18 protein-coding genes are annotated in these 16,042 nt (G+C 62.6%); 9 read left to right on the top strand and 9 right to left on the bottom strand.

Annotated elements, in window-relative coordinates; all coding sequences use genetic code 11:
• Positions 1-18 precede the first annotated feature (18 nt).
• Positions 19-546 carry a flavin reductase family protein gene (locus tag CO676_RS10515; RefSeq protein WP_097520769.1) on the bottom strand — a complete coding sequence of 176 codons (528 nt, stop codon included), beginning with the start codon at positions 544-546 and terminating at the stop codon, positions 19-21.
• 158 nt (positions 547-704) lie between these two features.
• Here CO676_RS10515 and CO676_RS10520 point away from each other — a divergent pair, with 158 nt between their 5' ends.
• From CO676_RS10520 to CO676_RS10550, 7 genes are all read left to right on the top strand, one after another.
• A complete protein-coding gene (locus CO676_RS10520; RefSeq protein ID WP_097520771.1) occupies positions 705-1,793 on the top strand; it encodes a branched-chain amino acid ABC transporter substrate-binding protein in 1,089 nt (362 codons plus the stop codon).
• Positions 1,790-2,800 (top strand): P1 family peptidase, encoded by a 1,011-nt coding sequence (locus CO676_RS10525; RefSeq protein ID WP_179875443.1) that lies wholly within the window; start codon positions 1,790-1,792, stop codon positions 2,798-2,800. The genes CO676_RS10520 and CO676_RS10525 overlap by 4 nt, the downstream gene beginning before the upstream one ends.
• 73 nt (positions 2,801-2,873) lie before the next feature.
• Entirely contained in the window at positions 2,874-3,548 is a 675-nt protein-coding gene (rpe, locus tag CO676_RS10530; RefSeq protein WP_097520773.1) for a ribulose-phosphate 3-epimerase, read from the top strand.
• Positions 3,548-4,291, top strand: coding sequence for a DUF2259 domain-containing protein (locus CO676_RS10535; protein WP_097520775.1), 744 nt, complete (start codon positions 3,548-3,550; stop codon positions 4,289-4,291). Before rpe ends, CO676_RS10535 begins: the two co-directional genes overlap by 1 nt.
• The gene (locus tag CO676_RS10540; RefSeq protein ID WP_179875444.1) at positions 4,288-4,818 is read left to right on the top strand and encodes a hypothetical protein; all 531 of its coding nucleotides are present in this window, start codon (positions 4,288-4,290) and stop codon (positions 4,816-4,818) included. The genes CO676_RS10535 and CO676_RS10540 overlap by 4 nt, the downstream gene beginning before the upstream one ends.
• 67 nt (positions 4,819-4,885) lie before the next feature.
• Positions 4,886-6,193, top strand: coding sequence for an adenylosuccinate lyase (purB, locus tag CO676_RS10545; RefSeq protein WP_097520779.1), 1,308 nt, complete (start codon positions 4,886-4,888; stop codon positions 6,191-6,193).
• A 146-nt stretch (positions 6,194-6,339) separates the two neighbouring features.
• Positions 6,340-6,645, top strand: a complete 306-nt coding sequence (locus tag CO676_RS10550; RefSeq protein ID WP_097520781.1) for a PilZ domain-containing protein — start codon at positions 6,340-6,342, stop codon at positions 6,643-6,645.
• 94 nt (positions 6,646-6,739) lie between these two features.
• Here the strand turns inward: CO676_RS10550 and CO676_RS10555 are convergent, their stop codons facing one another.
• Positions 6,740-7,549 (bottom strand): DUF2189 domain-containing protein, encoded by an 810-nt coding sequence (locus CO676_RS10555; protein ID WP_014764456.1) that lies wholly within the window; start codon positions 7,547-7,549, stop codon positions 6,740-6,742.
• A gap of 161 nt (positions 7,550-7,710) precedes the next feature.
• Here CO676_RS10555 and CO676_RS10560 point away from each other — a divergent pair, with 161 nt between their 5' ends.
• Complete coding sequence (locus tag CO676_RS10560; RefSeq protein WP_097520853.1) at positions 7,711-8,265, top strand: alpha/beta hydrolase; 555 nt, start codon at positions 7,711-7,713, stop codon at positions 8,263-8,265.
• A 24-nt stretch (positions 8,266-8,289) separates the two neighbouring features.
• On the opposite strand, the gene CO676_RS10565 is transcribed toward CO676_RS10560, so the two are convergent.
• The 6 genes from CO676_RS10565 to CO676_RS10585 form a co-directional block, all read right to left on the bottom strand.
• Positions 8,290-9,096 (bottom strand): ABC transporter ATP-binding protein, encoded by an 807-nt coding sequence (locus CO676_RS10565; RefSeq protein WP_097520783.1) that lies wholly within the window; start codon positions 9,094-9,096, stop codon positions 8,290-8,292.
• 8 nt (positions 9,097-9,104) lie between these two features.
• A complete protein-coding gene (locus tag CO676_RS10570; RefSeq protein WP_097520785.1) occupies positions 9,105-10,142 on the bottom strand; it encodes an iron ABC transporter permease in 1,038 nt (345 codons plus the stop codon).
• Positions 10,139-11,149 (bottom strand): iron ABC transporter permease, encoded by a 1,011-nt coding sequence (locus CO676_RS10575; RefSeq protein ID WP_097520787.1) that lies wholly within the window; start codon positions 11,147-11,149, stop codon positions 10,139-10,141. The genes CO676_RS10570 and CO676_RS10575 overlap by 4 nt, the downstream gene beginning before the upstream one ends.
• Positions 11,146-11,868 (bottom strand): MATE family efflux transporter, encoded by a 723-nt coding sequence (locus tag CO676_RS35990; protein ID WP_348628062.1) that lies wholly within the window; start codon positions 11,866-11,868, stop codon positions 11,146-11,148. Before CO676_RS35990 ends, CO676_RS10575 begins: the two co-directional genes overlap by 4 nt.
• Before the next feature lie 106 nt (positions 11,869-11,974).
• Positions 11,975-12,505 carry an MATE family efflux transporter gene (locus tag CO676_RS35995; RefSeq protein ID WP_245424292.1) on the bottom strand — a complete coding sequence of 177 codons (531 nt, stop codon included), beginning with the start codon at positions 12,503-12,505 and terminating at the stop codon, positions 11,975-11,977.
• A gap of 44 nt (positions 12,506-12,549) precedes the next feature.
• Positions 12,550-13,539, bottom strand: coding sequence for an ABC transporter substrate-binding protein (locus CO676_RS10585; RefSeq protein ID WP_097520789.1), 990 nt, complete (start codon positions 13,537-13,539; stop codon positions 12,550-12,552).
• 232 nt (positions 13,540-13,771) lie between these two features.
• Between CO676_RS10585 and CO676_RS10590 the strand changes: the two genes are divergently transcribed.
• Complete coding sequence (locus CO676_RS10590) at positions 13,772-14,665, top strand: LysR substrate-binding domain-containing protein (RefSeq protein WP_014764449.1); 894 nt, start codon at positions 13,772-13,774, stop codon at positions 14,663-14,665.
• A gap of 66 nt (positions 14,666-14,731) precedes the next feature.
• On the opposite strand, the gene CO676_RS10595 is transcribed toward CO676_RS10590, so the two are convergent.
• On the bottom strand, positions 14,732-16,021 hold the full coding sequence (locus tag CO676_RS10595) for an ABC transporter substrate-binding protein (protein WP_014764448.1): 1,290 nt from the start codon (positions 16,019-16,021) through the stop codon (positions 14,732-14,734).
• Positions 16,022-16,042 lie beyond the last annotated feature (21 nt).

Here is a 16,042-nt window from a genome sequence, read left to right on the forward strand (position 1 = left end):
CTCCTCGGTCGAGGAAAATTATAGCGTGCGATATCCCCGGTCCACATAAATGAGCGGTGGTGTCTTTTCGCCGATGTGCACATCGACCACTTCGCCGAAGAGGATCGCGTGGGTGGCCATGATCTTCACTTCGATCAGACGGCAATCGAAGGCGGCAATGGCGTCGGCGAGAATCGGCGCTCCGGTAGCAAGCCGCGTCCAGCGGCCGAGCGCAAACCGGCGGTCCATATCGAGCTGGTCGCGTCCGGAGAAGGCGTGCGCGAGGGCGACATGCTGCCCACCGAGGATGTTCAGTGCAAAGCCGCCGCTGCGGGAGAAGATATCGTTGCGAGGATTTGCAGCATTGAGGCAAGCGAGAATTGTCGGAGGATCGTCCGACACCGAACAAGAGGCGGTGATGGTGACCCCGCGCCGCTCGATATCATCCGCAGCGGTGATCAACTGCACGTGATGAGACAGGCGGCTCATCGTATCGCGATAGCTTATCGGGTCCAGCCGGGTCTTCTCCAACACATCACGCTCCGGATCGGTATTTCGCACATACATAGACTGTCGCCGAAAATATGAAACTAGGGCGCCCGAGATTCTTGCCGATGCGCGCACGCGGATGACGCAGACAGGGTGATCGTGGGTCTCAGCCCGATCTTTTCCTTTGACGAGTTGTGCCACTTCCTTAAAACATGGCGTGCGGTACGGGAAAAAACATGCTGAAATCAATTGGTACGACCCTTTTTGTCGCCGGACTGACGCTGACCTCCCCGGCGCTTGGCGCCGGACTGAAGGTTGCCGTCGTCGCTCCTGCCGACGGCCCGTTCGCCGCCCTCGGGAAACAGATTACCGATGGCGCCGCCTTCCAGGCAGGTGATCGGGGGAGCGAAATCGTCCCCATCGCGGAAAGCTGCGATCCGGCAGGCGGCGAGGCCCTGACGAAGGCGCTGCTTGCCAGCGGTGCTGAGGCTGCAATCGGCTTTCTCTGCACCGAGAGCCTGGAAGCGGCGCTGCCGGCCCTCGCCGAGGCTGGCATTCCCGCAATCACGCTCAGCGTGCGCTCGGATATTCTCATGGAGGACGCTCTCAAGAAGAAGTGGCCGCTCTTTCGCCTGGCGCCGAACGGCAAAGCGGAAGCCGCGGCGATCACCGATGCTATCGTCACGAACTGGAGAGACAGGCCGCTCGCGCTCATCGACGACGGAACGATCCACAGCCGCGAACTTGTCGAAAGCGTGCGCAACGCTCTTGCCGAGATCGGCATCACCCCGGTTTTCACCGACACCTACCGCCCGTCGCAGGAACAGCAGGTGAGCCTCGTTCGACGCTTGGCGAAAAGCGGCGCAACGCATGTGTTCACCGGCGGCGACCGCAACGACACCGCGGTAATCGCCCGCGACGCCAAGTCGGAGAATATTCCGATAACATTGCTTGGCGGCGATACGCTGAATGCCGCGGATCTTGACGTGCCGCTCGAGAATGGCGTGCTGGCCGTCACCATTGCCGATCCGGCCCGGTCGAGCGAAGCCGCACCGGTCGTCGCGGCAATGCGCGCCGCCGGCATTGAACCAGACGGTTACGTCCTCCCCGCCTTCGCGGCGATGTCGCTTCTCGAGCAGGCGAAAGATCAAGCGGAGAACGATGACAAAGTTGTCCTGGATGCTCTGCTGAAAGGGCCCTATGCAACTGTCCTCGGGCCGATCCACTTCAACAGCACACATGAACGGGCCGAGAGTTCCTATAGGCTGATGCGATGGCAGGACGGCCGCTTCGTGGCCGCCCCGGATGCAGGCAAGGCGCAATGATGCGCAAGGGACGGAACAACCTGATCACCGATGTGGCGGGGGTCCTAGTCGGCAATGCCGAGGATCACCGCCTGAAATCCGGCGTGACGGCGGTGCTTTGCGATCCGCCCGCCACGGCTGCGGTCCAGGTTCTGGGGGGCGCACCGGGAACGCGCGAAACCGACCTCCTCGCTCCGCACAATACGGTCCAGACCGTAGACGCGATCGTGCTATCGGGCGGCTCGGCCTTTGGCTTAGATGCGGCCTCGGGCGTGCAGGCGGCACTTCGCGAACTGGGCCGCGGCTTTCCCGTCGGCCCCCATCGGATTCCGATCGTTCCGGCGGCAATCCTCTTCGATCTGACGAACGGCGGCGAGAAGGATTGGGGGCAATTTTCGCCCTATCGCGAACTCGGCTATGAGGCTGCACGCGCTGCGGCCGAGACCTTCACGACCGGCAGCGCCGGAGCCGGGACAGGGGCACTGACGGCAACCCTCAAGGGCGGCCTCGGTTCCGCCTCGACGATCCTTGCAAACGGCATCACCGTCGGCGCACTCGTCGCCGTCAACGCGCTCGGCTCGGCCACGATCGGCGACACGCGGCATTTCTGGGCCGCACCCTTTGAAATGGATGGCGAGTTCGGCGGGATCGGGATGCCTTCGCCCTGGCCGCAAGATGCGGCGCAGCCGCGGCTCAAGTTCCGCGAGCCGAAGGCGGCAACCGCCAACACGACCATTGCGGTCATCGCCACCGACGCGGTTCTCTCGAAGGCCGAGGCGAAGCGCCTGGCGATTGCCGCCCATGACGGCTTCTCCCGCGCGCTGTGGCCATCCCACACACCGCTCGACGGCGATCTTGTGTTTGCGCTCGCGACGGGTGCGAGCGGCAAGCAACCCCTTCTGGAGGATTTCATCGATCTCAGCGCCGCGGCGGCGGCAACAATGGCACGGGCGATCGCGCGTGGCGTCCACGATGCGACGGCGGCCGCGGGCGATTTCAAGCCGGCCTGGTCGGCACCGCCAGAATAACCGAGGCCCGCCCTCGCATGTTGTTCGCCCGGTCGCGGAATGCTATGGGCGCGGGAAAGACCGGAGGCTGTTCATGACCCACCCCACTCGCATTGCCCCATCAATTCTGGCGGCCAACTTCTCCAAACTCGGCCAGGAGGTCCGCGATGTCGTGGATGCCGGCGCCGATTGGATCCACCTCGACGTCATGGACGGCCATTTCGTGCCGAACATCACCTTCGGCCCCGATGTGATCAAGTCGCTGCGCCCCTACACGGACGCGACGTTCGATTGCCACCTGATGATCGCGCCGGCCGACCCCTTTCTCGAAGCCTTCGCCAAGGCCGGCTGCGATATCCTCACCGTCCATGCCGAAGCGGGCCCGCATTTGCACCGTTCCTTGCAGACCGTGAAGGCGCTCGGCAAAAAGGCCGGCGTCTCGCTCAATCCGGCTACGCCCGAAAGCGCACTCGAATATGTCCTGGACAGCGTCGATCTCATCCTGGTGATGACGGTCAATCCCGGCTTCGGCGGGCAGAAATTCATCTACGCGATGGAAGAAAAAATCCGCCGCATCAAGGCAATGGTCGGCGACCGGCCGATCGAGATCGAGGTGGACGGCGGCATCACGCCCGAAACCGCTGGCGTCGTCACTCGGGCGGGCGCCAACGTGCTGGTGGCCGGCTCGGCCATTTTCAAGGGCGGCTCCGTCGAGGCCTACCGCACCGCCATCGAAGCGATCCGCACGCCGGCCGAGAAGGGCCGCTGATGAGCTTGCGGGCGGCAATCGCGACTGCAGCCCTGATCGCGACGGCGCTTGCCGCGCCGCCCGCGCTCGCCGGCGACTATGCCAGTTTTCAGCCGATCGGCTTTTCTTCGGACGGCAAGGTCTTCGGCTTCGAGGAATATGGCATTCAGGACGGCTCCGGCTTTCCGTATTCGACGATATACGTCCTCGACACGCAGACCGACACTTTTCTCCCAGGCGCCCCCGTGCGCGCCCGCGTCGAGGAGGATGGCGGTGCCCTGCCCGAGGCTCGCCGCAACGCACGTCAGCGGGCGGCGCCGCTGATCGACGCCTACCGTCTTCTCGATACGCCTGGATTGCTTGCCGCCTACAACCCGGTGACCGAGGCAGATGCGGCGGAGCACAGGCTGAGATACGATGCTTTTGCGGCCGACCCGCCTTTTCGAAAGACTTTTGAGCTCAAACTCGAAGAAAAGACCTTCGAGGCTCAGGGCATCTGCAAGGATCTCCAGAAAGCGATCAAAGGCTTTCGTCTCGTTATGGCGGAGAATGCCGGGCAACCCGTGTCCGAGGTGCTGCAGGACGATGCCCGCATTCCGGAAAGCCGTCACTGCCCGACCGGCTACCGCATCGGCGGGGTGGTGACTCACATCAATGATGACGGCTCGCAAGTGCATGTCGTTATGGTTCTGGTCAAATCCCTTGGTTTCGAAGGCACAACCGACGGGCGCTGGATCGCGGTTCCGACCTGGCCCGGACGATGAAAGAGGCCCGCCCGAGCGGGTTCGCTCCTGCCAATCGCCCGACACGGGCGCGCATGCTTCGTGCCATTCCGTCATGGCGGGAAACATTCATCGGTGCGCCCGCTTGGGGGCTGGCGATGGCGTTTTCGGCCTGGTACGCGCTCTGGCTGCGCGAGCATGACGCAACATTCCACCTCGAAAGCATCCTGCTGCTCTACGCCTCGGGCGGCCTCATCGCCTGGCCGCTCTCGCTTTTCGCGGGCCGCTGCCTGGCGCAGGATCGCACCATCGAAACGCGATTCGCGGCCTATCTCCTGTGCCTGATCGCCGGCACCATCGGGGTGACGGCGCTGCTCTTCGCGCTCGATTATCGGCTCTTCTATTCGCAGTGGCATGCGGCGACCGGCTCGCGCGTCTGGTTGTACCAGGCACTGTTCACGTCGCTTTCCGCTTATTACCAGTTTCTGGTGCTAGGCGTCAGGCTATACCTGCCCCTCGGGGCTGTCGCTCTTCTGTTGGCGAGCCTGGGGCTGGCGCGTCCGCAATAACGTTGAGCTTCCGTCGCATCTTTGATAGATGGCACGCCATCCTCCACTGAATGAAAGCACAGAGCCTATGATCCCCCGTTACTCCCGGCCGGAAATGGTGGCCATCTGGTCGCCGGAAACGAAGTTCCGCATCTGGTTCGAGATCGAGGCGCACGCCTGCGACGCGCTGGCCGAAATCGGTGTGATCCCCAAGGGAGCGGCCAAGACCATCTGGGAAAAGGGCGGCGCGGCTGAGTTCGATGTGGCGCGCATCGACGAAATCGAAGCGGTCACCAAGCACGACGTCATCGCCTTCCTCACCCATCTTGCCGAATTCGTCGGCCCGGACAGCCGCTTCGTGCATCAGGGCATGACCTCGTCCGACGTGCTCGACACCTGCTTCAACGTGCAGCTCGTCCGTGCCACGGATCTCCTGCTCGCCGACCTCGACAGGCTGCTCGAGGCGCTGAAGCGCCGCGCCTTCGAACACAAGGATACGGTGACAATCGGCCGCTCGCACGGCATCCATGCGGAGCCCACCACTTTCGGCGTCAAACTGGCGCTCGCCTATGCGGAATTCGACCGCTGCAAAGAGCGCCTTCTCGCCGCCCGCGAGGAGATCGCGACCTGCGCGATTTCCGGTGCCGTCGGGACCTTCGCCAACATTGATCCGCGCGTCGAGGAACATGTCGCGAAGGCGCTAGGCCTGAAGCCGGAGCCAGTCTCCACGCAGGTGATCCCGCGCGACCGCCATGCCATGTACTTCGCCACCCTCGGCGTCATCGCGTCCTCGATCGAGCGTCTCGCGACGGAAATCCGCCATCTGCAGCGCACCGAGGTGCTGGAGGCGGAGGAATATTTCTCGCCCGGACAGAAGGGCTCCTCGGCCATGCCGCACAAGCGCAATCCGGTGCTGACCGAAAATCTGACGGGCCTGGCCCGCATGGTTCGCGCCTTCGTCGTTCCGGCGATGGAAAACGTTGCTCTCTGGCACGAGCGCGATATTTCGCATTCCTCGGTCGAACGGATGATCGGACCGGACGCGACGGTGACGCTCGATTTCGCCCTGGCGCGGCTGACCGGCGTCGTCGACAAGCTCCTCGTCTATCCCGAGAACATGATGAAGAACATGAACAAGTTCCGCGGGCTTGTTCATTCGCAGCGGGTGCTTCTCGCCCTCACCCAGGCCGGCGTTTCTCGCGAGGACGCCTACCGCCTCGTGCAGCGGAATGCCATGAAGGTGTGGGAAGAAGGCAAGGATTTCCTGGAGGAACTGCTGGCCGACCAGGAAGTCCGCGCGGCGCTCTCCGAAGAGGACATCCGCGAGAAATTCGATCTCGGCTATCACACCAAGCACGTCGACACGATTTTCCGACGGGTGTTCGGCGCGGTCTGACCGCACTCTCCGAGTGCCACTCGAAAGCTAGGCGCGGAATCGACCCGCATTTGATCGCTCGCTTCAAATGCGGGCGATTTTATTAGCGGACCCTTCAGCGCTCGCATGGAATCTGAACGTTCTAACAATCAGGTTTCGAGGAAGCTATGGCGCATAAGGAGAGCGTTCAGCGCGCATCCGCCCGCACTGACACGAAAATAACCGGGACGGTCAGTTGCAAGACCGGCTCTTGCAAGGGCGTCGTGAAGGATCTTTCCGACGAAGGAATTTGCTTTCAGCTGCTGTTCGATATCGGCGCCCGGACGGGGCAGGAAGTGACGATCCGCAGCGAGGAGCTAGGCTTCCTCACCGGCATGGTGCGGTGGTGCCGCGGCGACAGGATCGGCATCAAGCTCAAGCTGTCATCGAACACGGCCGCGCAAATCTCGTCCTACTATAAATTTTTCCGGTAAGCCGACGGCCGGCAATGGCCGGCCGTCCTGCTTTAGGTTCTTGTTTATGCATGTCGTAGCCCCAAAACCGCTGCGCACTTTTGGGCAACATGCACTAGTGGATCGGCTGGGCCGGCTCCACCAATTTCCGATAGAGATGCCAGGTGGCGTGGCCGAAGATCGGCATGATAACTGCTAGACCAACAAAGACCGGGATCGACCCGATCACCAGGCCGACCGCGATGATCAGCCCCCACAAGGCGACCGGCACCGGATTGGCGAGGGTTGCTCTTACCGAGGTCTCGATCGCCGTAAAGGCGCCGACATCCCTGTCTAGCAGCAGCGGGAAAGAGATGACGCTGATCGACAGCACGATCACCGCGAAAACAAACCCAACCGCATTGCCGATGAGGATCAGGTTCCAGCCCTGCTCCGTGCCGATGATGCCATTCCAGAATTCGGCGATGGAGTTCGGCGGCGTTGCGCCGAACATCGTTACATAGAGGCCCTGGGCGACCAGGAGCCAGACGACAAAAATGACGAACAACAGGGCCGCCACCGCCAGGATCGACGGAATTGCCGGATTGCGGTGCAACCGCAGCGCATGCGGCCAAGACGCGTCCATGCCGAGTTCGCGGCGCCGGCTGATCTCATAAAGACCGATGGCCGCGACAGGCCCGATGAGGGCAAAGCCGGATGCGAGCGGATAGAGCAACGGCAGCATGTTCGCCCCCGCGCTCCAGGTCATCAGCACGACGCCGGCGATAGGATAGATGAGACACAGAAAAACATAATGCGACGGCTTCTCGCGGAAATCATCGAACCCGAGACGCAGCGCGTCGAACACATCTGCAATGCCAATCTTTCGTATCTCGGGATGAACGGCGCTTTCGTTCGCCCCCGAGAGGACATGGAAGGTTGTCATGGCTCACACTCCTCAACGAACCAGAGCAGCCATGGATCCGCAGCGGCGGCAAGAAGATGGCCGATGCGAACCGCGACCGCCATCTCGGATTATACAGAAAATGCAACCCTTGTCGCCTGTGCCTTGACTTCGGCTCTTTTCGTCGCCAAATCGCGGCGATCATGAAGGTTTCAGAAGCGCATATCCTCATCGTTCCGGGCTATACCAATTCCGGACCGGACCATTGGCAAAGCCGTTGGGAGCGGAAGCTGTCGACCGCGCGCCGAGTCGTGCAGGCGGAATGGTCGAAGCCGGTGCGCGAGGATTGGGTGGCGCGGATGATCGAAGAAATCAATGCCGCAACGAGGCCGGTGGTGATCATCGCCCACTCGCTGGGCGTCGCCACTGCCGTTCATGCGCTCCCGCATTGCAAGAAGAAGATTGCGGGCGCCTTTCTTGTCGCCCCGCCCGACGTCGCCAATCCGAGTATCCGCCCGAAGCATCTGATGACCTTCGGGCCCTATCCGCGCGACCCGCTGCCCTTTCCATCACTTGTGATCGCCAGCCGCAACGATTCCTTCGGCTCCTACGAGCAGGCGGGCGACATCGCCAATGCCTGGGGATCGATGCTCATCGACGCCGGCGAGGCGGGCCACATCAATACCGAATCCGGCCACGGGCCATGGCCGGAAGGCACGATGGTATTCGCCCAATTCCTTACCCGCCTCCAGGCCTGAGCGGCCGGACGACCGAGACCGTTCTCACGCAGCAGCCGCTGAATCATTCCGGGCCGCGATTCGGACCTGGAAATGGGGTGGCCTACCGTCAGCGGGCGCAAGCATGAATTCACCCTCGACCTGGAAGGCCTCCTGGATCAGTCCGCTTCGCGCAAGTGCGGTTGCATCGCCGGTGAATCGCACCTCGCCTCTCGTCATGAGAACGATCCTGTCAGCGATCGCCATCGCATGATTGAGGTCGTGGATGGAGAGGACGACCGCCACTTGGCGTTCTCGCGCGAGCCGGCAAACCAGCTCGAGAACCTCGACCTGATGACCGATATCGAGGAAGGATGTCGGTTCATCGAGAAGGAGTATCCTCGCTTCCTGCGCGAGGGCGGCAGCGATCCAGGCGCGTTGTCTTTCCCCGCCAGATATCGCATCGAGGCGCCGCTCAGCGAGTTCGCCCAATCCCGTCTGCTTCAATGCCCACGAGACCGCCTGCTGATCTCGGGAGGAGAAGCCTCCGAAGAGGCCCAGATGGGCGAAGCGCCCCTGCCGCACGAGCTGTTCGACCGTCATGTTCTCCGGCGACAGCGGCGCCTGCGGCAGGAAGGACAATCTTTTCGCCAGCTCCCGTCTCTTCCACTGGCCTACGCCACGGCCCTCGATCATCGCGCTTCCCAATGACGGTCGGTTGAGACCGGCAAGGGCATGGAGGGCTGTGCTTTTGCCGGAACCGTTCGGCCCGATGAGCGCGATGATTTCGCCGGGAGCAACATCGATGGAAAAATCGTTGAGAGCGGTCAGTTCGCCATACCGAACCGTGATGTTTCTGGCGGACAGGAGCATGGCGGGCCTCACTGGTGACGTCGCAACAGAGTTAGGAGAATGGGCGCACCGGCAAAGGCGGTGACGACACCGATGGGGATTTCCTCCGGGCCACCGACCAGGCGTCCAGCGAGATCGGCAGCCGTCACCAGCACCGCACCGACGAGCGCGGAGAGCGGCAGAACGAGATGGAAATGCCGGCCAGCGACGAAGCGCGCCATGTGCGGCACCACAAGTCCAACGAAGATCAGCGGGCCGACGGCACCGACCGCACTTGCCGCCAGCATGCAGGCAACCGCAAGAACAAGGCTGAACCACAGGCGATAGGATAGACCGAAGGAGCGGGCCGCATCCTCCTCGAACTGGAGCATGGCGAGTGGGCGCTGCACAAAGGGAAGAGCCAACAGTCCCGCGATTGTGAACGGCAGGAGAAACAGCACATGCTCCCAGCCTCGGGCATAGAGACTGCCGGAAAGCCACTGCATGACAATCTCGATGCGGGCGCTGCCCCAGCCAACCACGATGCCCATGGCGATCGCATGCAGGAAGGCCCCAATCGCAATGCCGCAGAGCGTCAGCCTCAAGGCGCTCAAACCTTTGCCGAGCGCCAGGGCATAGATCAGGGCGCCCCCGAGGAGCCCGCCTGCGCATCCTATGAGTGGCAGCCAGCCGACGGGCAAGGCGTAAAGCGTGTTGGAATCCGAGTTCAGGCGGTAGACGGCAAAGAACAGGAAGATCGTCACCGCGACCGTCGCGCCTTGTGAAATTCCCATGATCGTCGGATCTGCAAGCGGATTGCGGGTGATCGTTTGCAGCAACATGCCGGCAACGGCGAAGTGCATGCCCGCGAGAATGCCGGTGACGATCCTCGGGATACGGATCGTGGCAATGATGAGGTTTCCTTGATCCGACCCCTGCCCGGTCAGGACCGCCATGATCTCCGCAGCGGGCAGATCCACGACGCCCAAGAAGACGGAAAGAATGATGAGGCCGAAAGCGCCCGCGATCAGGCCGGCGATCTCCCTGCTGCCGAAACGATTTGCATCGGAGACGGGAGCAACAGTCATTCGATTGCTCCCTTGCCGATCGAGATGTCGCGACGCTGCGCCAGATAGATGAAGATCGGACCACCGATCAGCGCAGTGAGTATGCTGACCGGAATTTCGCGCGGCGCCGCAACCGAGCGTGCCACCACATCGGCTGTCAGGAGCAGGCCGCCGCCGATGGCGATATTGAGCAGGATCGACGAGAAGCTGTCCTGCGGACGCAGGAGCCGCACGAGATGCGGCGCCGCAAGGCCCACAAAGGCGACTGGTCCCGCGACCGGCGTGACGCCGGCCACGAGCCCGATCGCTGCGAGCAACAGCACCGGCTTCCAGACCGACAGATTGACACCCAAGCCGGCAGCGGCTTCGTCTCCGAGCATCAACACGCCGATGACCCGGTGACTGGCGAGCGCCACCGCAAGACTGGAAACTATCCAAGGCAACATGTAGACGATCTGCGGCCAGGACCTGCCCTGCAAGCCTCCCGACAGCCAAAACAGCACCGAGGGGGATTGCGGGCCGCCCCTGAGGAGCACGTAGGTCGTGACCGCGTTGAGGAACAAGGCAACGGTGATGCCTCCGAGGGCCATATGGAGCGGCGACGCCCGAGCGCCGCGCGCAACCCAGATCGTCATCGAGGCAGCCGCGAGTCCGCCGGCCATGCCGATCGCCGGGTAGTAGAACGACGATATGGCCGGAAAGAAGACGAAGGTGCTGACGATCGCGGCGACGGCGCCCGATGAAACGCCGGTCAGGTCGGGGGCCGCCAGCGGGTTCCTGGTGATCGACTGGAGCAGAAATCCGGAAACGGCGAGCGCGCCGCCAGCGAGAAAAGCGGCGATGCTGCGCGGCATGCGAAGGGTCCAGACGATGATGCCATCGGTCCCATCATTGGGCGAAGCGACCGCCGTCAAGGCCTGTGCAAGCGTCATCGGCTTTGCGCCGATCAGCAGGCCGAGCATCGCGACGGCAAAGGTTATTGCCGAGATGATCACTGTCAAAAGAGCCGAGCGGGAAATGTCTTTCATCGGGCTGGTTCCGCGGCGGTAGTGGGAATAACGCCCCGCTCGAACAGGAACACCATGCCCGCCGCTGCCGCGGCCAGTCCTACGCCCATGCCGATCCAGACTCCCAAGATGCCTGGGTAGACATGATAGCCCACCAGCCATGCTGTCGGAGCTCCAACGATCCAGTAGCTTCCGATCGTGATCCAGAACCCCTGCCCCGCGCGGCCGATACCCCGGACCGCTCCGATGGCGATGTTCTGCAGGAAATCGAAAACCTGAAAAAACGCCGCTGCGAACAGAAGCCCGGTTGCGATTTGATGCAGACGAGGGTCGCCCTGCGGCGTTATGGAAAAGAGAGCCAAGGCCTCGGATGGGAAAAGCAGCAACAGGACTGAAAAGGCCGACACGATCGAAAGCCCTAGACAGAGGCCGCTGCGACCGGCAGCGAGCGCAGACAAGCCGTCGCGCGCGCCGATCGCTTCGCTGACGCCGATGGATGTGGCGTGCGAAAGGCCGATCGACAGCATGAAGACGACATAGATGATCTGGTTGACGGCCGCGTGCGCCGCAAGCGCCGCCGCCCCGTAAGTGCCTGCCATCAGGACAATGAGCGTCGTGAACCCCGCTTCGGAGGCATAGGATCCCGCGGTGGGCATTCCGATCTTCAGAATTCGCCTTACTGACGAACCGATCTCGGCTGCGGATTTTTCCCTGATGAAACGGGTCGTTCCGTGGGTCATCGAAGCGATTGCGAGGAACTGCACCAAATAGGAAATGGAGCTCGACGCGGCGACGCCGGGGACACCGAGGAAGGGCAATCCGAACGCGCCAAACAGAAAGCCGTAGTCAAGCACCGCGTTTACCACAACCGTGCCCAGGGTGATCGAGAGCAACAGAGTGGCGCGCCGGCCACCAACGACCACGCCACGGTAGGCGTAGAACCAGAACAGGGGGAACAGGCCCGGGGGCCACGAAGAGCAGATAGCGCGCTGCAAGTTCTGCGACATTCTCGTCCTGTCCGAACCCGTGAAGAAGAAAGCCGCCTGCAATCAAAGCCAGCGCGCCGATGACGGCCGCACCGGTGGCGATGGCAAGTCCCGCGAGGAGATGCGCGCGGAACATGCCGACACGACTTTCTTCAGCAACAAGGTTCGACGTGCCGACGATGAGCCCGAACCCCATCGTGCGCAGCAGATTGAACAGCGTAAAGCCGAGCGCCCCGGCGGCTAGCGCCGAGCCGCCCACCCAGCCCAGCATGATCATGTCCGTGGTGGAAATGGCGACCTGGGCCAATTGCACTGCGGACAGTGGCATAGCGAGCGCGCCGATGCGGCGCGCCTGGCGGAAGGTGGGACGGGAAAGCGGCACGGCAGGCATATCCGGTTTGGCCCGGCCGCTTTCGCGGCCATCGACTGATCAATTCACTGTCGCGGGATGATCTTGCGGGCCTCGACCTTGACATCGATGGCCGGAAAAACGTCCGGATAGAGGAAATGGGCTGCCTCGCGCAGAACCATCTCGCGAGCAATCGGCCCATGCGCCTCGACCCAGTGATCGCCGACATAGTGGACCCGTCCATTCCTGACGGCCGAGAGCTGCTGCCAGATCGGGTTGTTTTCATGCGGACGATCCGGACCGTAGTCATAGACGAAGATGGCTTCCGGGTCCTTCTCCAGCATGGCTTCGAGGCTCATCTCCATGCCCCAGTTGTCCGGTACCGACGGGGTCGGGTTTTGTCCGGCAATGTTTTCCGCGCCGAGGGCGACGAGGATCGCTGCCGTCATGTTTTCCGAACGGAAAACCCATGGGGTATCGCCGCCCCACATCACCACGAAGCGCGGATGCTTGTCCTTCGGCGCCTTTTCGCCGAACGACGCGAGATCGGCCTTGAACTCGGCGTTCAACTCCTGCCCGCGCTTGGTATCGCCTAGGATGGTTGCGAGTTGGCCGATGGTCCGGTCGCTATCGGCGAAGAGCTCGAGGCTGTAGGCAAGATAAGGCGCGATCTTCTGGTACTGATCGGCGTTGCCCTCCGTATAGCGGCGGATGGCAACCGTGACGTCCGGCTTCGCCTCTGCGAGAAGCTCGAGATTGGGCGTCGCTCGCTGACCGATCTGCTTCACCCCGTCGAGATGGCCACCGAGAAAATCAGGGCTCCTGCCCTCGACCATATAGGTGGCGGCGACCGGCTTGATGCCGAGCGCCAGCGCAACATCTGCGGCGAAATAAGAAACCGAAGCGATTCGCTTCGGTTGTACCGGGACGGCGACGGCGACACCGCGGTCGTCAATGACGTTGAAGGCGTCGTCGGCGTGCGATGGGGCCGCGATACAAGCGGAGAGTGCGAGGCTTGCAGCAAAAAGGCGGCCGAGTACGGCCGAATTTTTGAAAGTGGTGAGGCTCGGAAACATGACGGTCTCTCCGGATGAGAAATTCTTGGGTTCAGAAACGGACACTCGGTCAAAGGGGCGGCGCTTGCGTGACGCGCAATCTGGCCCCTGCGGCTCACATGCGGCGCGAGAAGGCTGCGCGATCTCCTGTACGGTCTTCAAAGCTGGCGACTTTCAGATATCCGTTGCTGTCAGGCCGGAATCTGGATAGTCATGGTCAAGTTAATTGCAAGCGAAAGATTTTCAGTCCGGCATGAGAAATTCTCAAACGCAGCGCTTCAAACTACCTCCGCTTGCGACCCTGCCGGCCTTCGCGAGCGCCGCGCGCACTGGCAGTCTGACACTCACCGCACGCGAGATGAACCTCACCCCGGGCGCGATCAGCCGACAAATCAAGGCGCTGGAAGACGCGCTCGGTGTCTTGCTCTTTCATCGGAGCCACAATGCGATTTCGCTGACGGAAATCGGGCGGCAATACCTGACCCATGTCAGCGCCGCCCTCGCGACGATCGAAAACGGTACGCGCGCGCTGCAGCCCGATCGGGCGCGATTGGTCATACAGGCGCCGATAACGTTGGCACGGCGCTGGCTGATCCCGCGGCTCGGCTCGTACCGTCATGAAAATCCGAACGTCGATCTCATCATCGAGTCGCTGGCACTCGGTGCGACCGGTGTGCCCGACGTGGTCATCACCTATAGGCGCGGTACGGCGGAAGCCGACTTCCCGTCCGCCTTCTTGCTCGACAGGTCGATTGCCGTCTGTTCGCCGCTGCTGATCAGCGGATCGGGGTCCCATGTCCAGCCGCAGGACCTCCTCGATCTGCCGCTCCTGCTCGACACGGCGGATGCCTGGTCATGGCAACGCTGGTGCGGCGCAGCACAGATGGCGTTCAAACCGCGTGGGGGCAGCATCGCCTTCGACACCGACGAAGCGTCAATCGACGCCTGCATATCCGGCCTCGGCATAGGCCAGGCGAGCCCCGCGCTGATCGAACGAGCGTTGCGGGAGGGACAGCTGGTCGCTTTGTGCCCCGGCGTTAATCCGATCGTCGGAGCCTACGAGATCTCGATCGCCGCGGGGACCCCGGCATCGGTTGCCTTCAACGAGTGGCTGTCAGGCTGGAGGGAAACTGTCGGCGAACAGTGAGCGAGCTGTAGGCGTGGCGGTCGGAGCGACCGCCCCGATCCGCCGCGACTATCTGCTAATTGGGTGTCAGCCGGCGCGAACCGTAGCCTTGCCCTCCTCGACCAAGCGGGTCGCCGCGTCCGCGATCGAAACGCGTTCGAAGGCCAGTTCGTCGGCGATCGGGCGAAGCACCCGCTGGTCGAACTCCGTCGAGCCGAGCGGTGCGGGCGCCGGATAGCTGCCCACCTGGTCCTTCAGCGCGTTGATGTATTTTACTGTTTCCGTTTCCGTCGGGTTGAGCGACGGCAGGATTGCCTCGCGCACCTTGCGCGACATCGGCACGCCGCGCTCGACGCCGAGGATCTTGCCGGCTTCCGGGTCGTTGACGAAGAAATTGATGAACTTCGCGGCTTCCTCGCCATGCTTGGTCGTCGCGCCGATGCTCCAGATCAAGGCCGGGCGATAATAGTGGCCGGAAGGTCCGCCCTTTTCGGCGCGCGGCAACATGCCGATGCCGAGCTTGCTCTTCATGATGAGCTGATAGCCGACCATCTGGTTGGAATAGGCCATGCCCATGGCCGAGTAGCCGAGCGACAGGCAATTGGTGTCAATGGTGTTCTGATCGAGCGTCTGGATATCGGCGCCGACGGTACCGCCGCGCTTGCGCAGATCCTCCCAATAGGCATACCACTCCTTGGCTTCATCGACGCCGAAACCGAGGCCGCTCTCCGTGTAGAGGCTGCTTCCGCGTTGCCTGAGCCATGCGTCGAAGACATAGGCATAGCGGGCTCCGTATGGCCCGCCCCACACGTTCTTCTTGCCGGCGGCTTTGGTCATCTCGATCGCAATGTCGGCATATTCGGACCAGGTCGTATCAACCCCGGGAGGCGTGATTCCTGCTTTCGCGAAGGCGTCGGCGTCATAGAACAATGCGAAGGAGTTGAGGCCGAGCCCGACGCCCCAGAGTTTGCCATCCACCGTCGTCAGCTTCAGCACATCCTTGCCGAAGGCATCGACGTCCAATGTCGATGGGATGAACGGGTCGAGGGCGAGGCAGGCGCCGCGCTTGGAATAGTCGGAAATCGTACTCGGCTCGAGCTGGAAAACGTCGGCGATCGCGCGGCCGGCCATCTGGGTGGCGAGTTTGGTCCAGTATCCGTCGCCGCTGAGGCTCTCGCCGACAACCGATATGTCCGGGTTCTTCTCCTGGAACAGCTTGGCAACGCTCAGCGTTCGCTTCGAGCGATCATTGGATCCCCACCACATGGCGCGTAGCTGCACGTTTTCGGCCGCGAAGGGTGAGTTTGCCCCGAGCGCGATGCCGGCGGCGGCCGTGCCTGCCGACCCGAGCAGGAATGTGCGTCGATTGAGTAGCATGCCGTTCTCCTCCTGTCGTTG

This window comes from Sinorhizobium sp. BJ1 (genome assembly GCF_002531555.1).
Taxonomy (GTDB): Bacteria; Pseudomonadota; Alphaproteobacteria; order Rhizobiales; family Rhizobiaceae; genus Sinorhizobium; species Sinorhizobium fredii_B.

Coding starts and splice junctions, on each gene's coding strand:
- CO676_RS10515 (WP_097520769.1), bottom strand. CDS start 546: ATGTATGTGCGAAATACCGATCCGGAGCGTGATGTGTTGGAGAAGACC.
- CO676_RS10520 (WP_097520771.1), top strand. CDS start 705: ATGCTGAAATCAATTGGTACGACCCTTTTTGTCGCCGGACTGACGCTG.
- CO676_RS10525 (WP_179875443.1), top strand. CDS start 1,790: ATGATGCGCAAGGGACGGAACAACCTGATCACCGATGTGGCGGGGGTC.
- rpe (WP_097520773.1), top strand. CDS start 2,874: ATGACCCACCCCACTCGCATTGCCCCATCAATTCTGGCGGCCAACTTC.
- CO676_RS10535 (WP_097520775.1), top strand. CDS start 3,548: ATGAGCTTGCGGGCGGCAATCGCGACTGCAGCCCTGATCGCGACGGCG.
- CO676_RS10540 (WP_179875444.1), top strand. CDS start 4,288: ATGAAAGAGGCCCGCCCGAGCGGGTTCGCTCCTGCCAATCGCCCGACA.
- purB (WP_097520779.1), top strand. CDS start 4,886: ATGATCCCCCGTTACTCCCGGCCGGAAATGGTGGCCATCTGGTCGCCG.
- CO676_RS10550 (WP_097520781.1), top strand. CDS start 6,340: ATGGCGCATAAGGAGAGCGTTCAGCGCGCATCCGCCCGCACTGACACG.
- CO676_RS10555 (WP_014764456.1), bottom strand. CDS start 7,549: ATGACAACCTTCCATGTCCTCTCGGGGGCGAACGAAAGCGCCGTTCAT.
- CO676_RS10560 (WP_097520853.1), top strand. CDS start 7,711: ATGAAGGTTTCAGAAGCGCATATCCTCATCGTTCCGGGCTATACCAAT.
- CO676_RS10565 (WP_097520783.1), bottom strand. CDS start 9,096: ATGCTCCTGTCCGCCAGAAACATCACGGTTCGGTATGGCGAACTGACC.
- CO676_RS10570 (WP_097520785.1), bottom strand. CDS start 10,142: ATGACTGTTGCTCCCGTCTCCGATGCAAATCGTTTCGGCAGCAGGGAG.
- CO676_RS10575 (WP_097520787.1), bottom strand. CDS start 11,149: ATGAAAGACATTTCCCGCTCGGCTCTTTTGACAGTGATCATCTCGGCA.
- CO676_RS35990 (WP_348628062.1), bottom strand. CDS start 11,868: ATGACCCACGGAACGACCCGTTTCATCAGGGAAAAATCCGCAGCCGAG.
- CO676_RS35995 (WP_245424292.1), bottom strand. CDS start 12,505: ATGCCTGCCGTGCCGCTTTCCCGTCCCACCTTCCGCCAGGCGCGCCGC.
- CO676_RS10585 (WP_097520789.1), bottom strand. CDS start 13,539: ATGTTTCCGAGCCTCACCACTTTCAAAAATTCGGCCGTACTCGGCCGC.
- CO676_RS10590 (WP_014764449.1), top strand. CDS start 13,772: ATGAGAAATTCTCAAACGCAGCGCTTCAAACTACCTCCGCTTGCGACC.
- CO676_RS10595 (WP_014764448.1), bottom strand. CDS start 16,021: ATGCTACTCAATCGACGCACATTCCTGCTCGGGTCGGCAGGCACGGCC.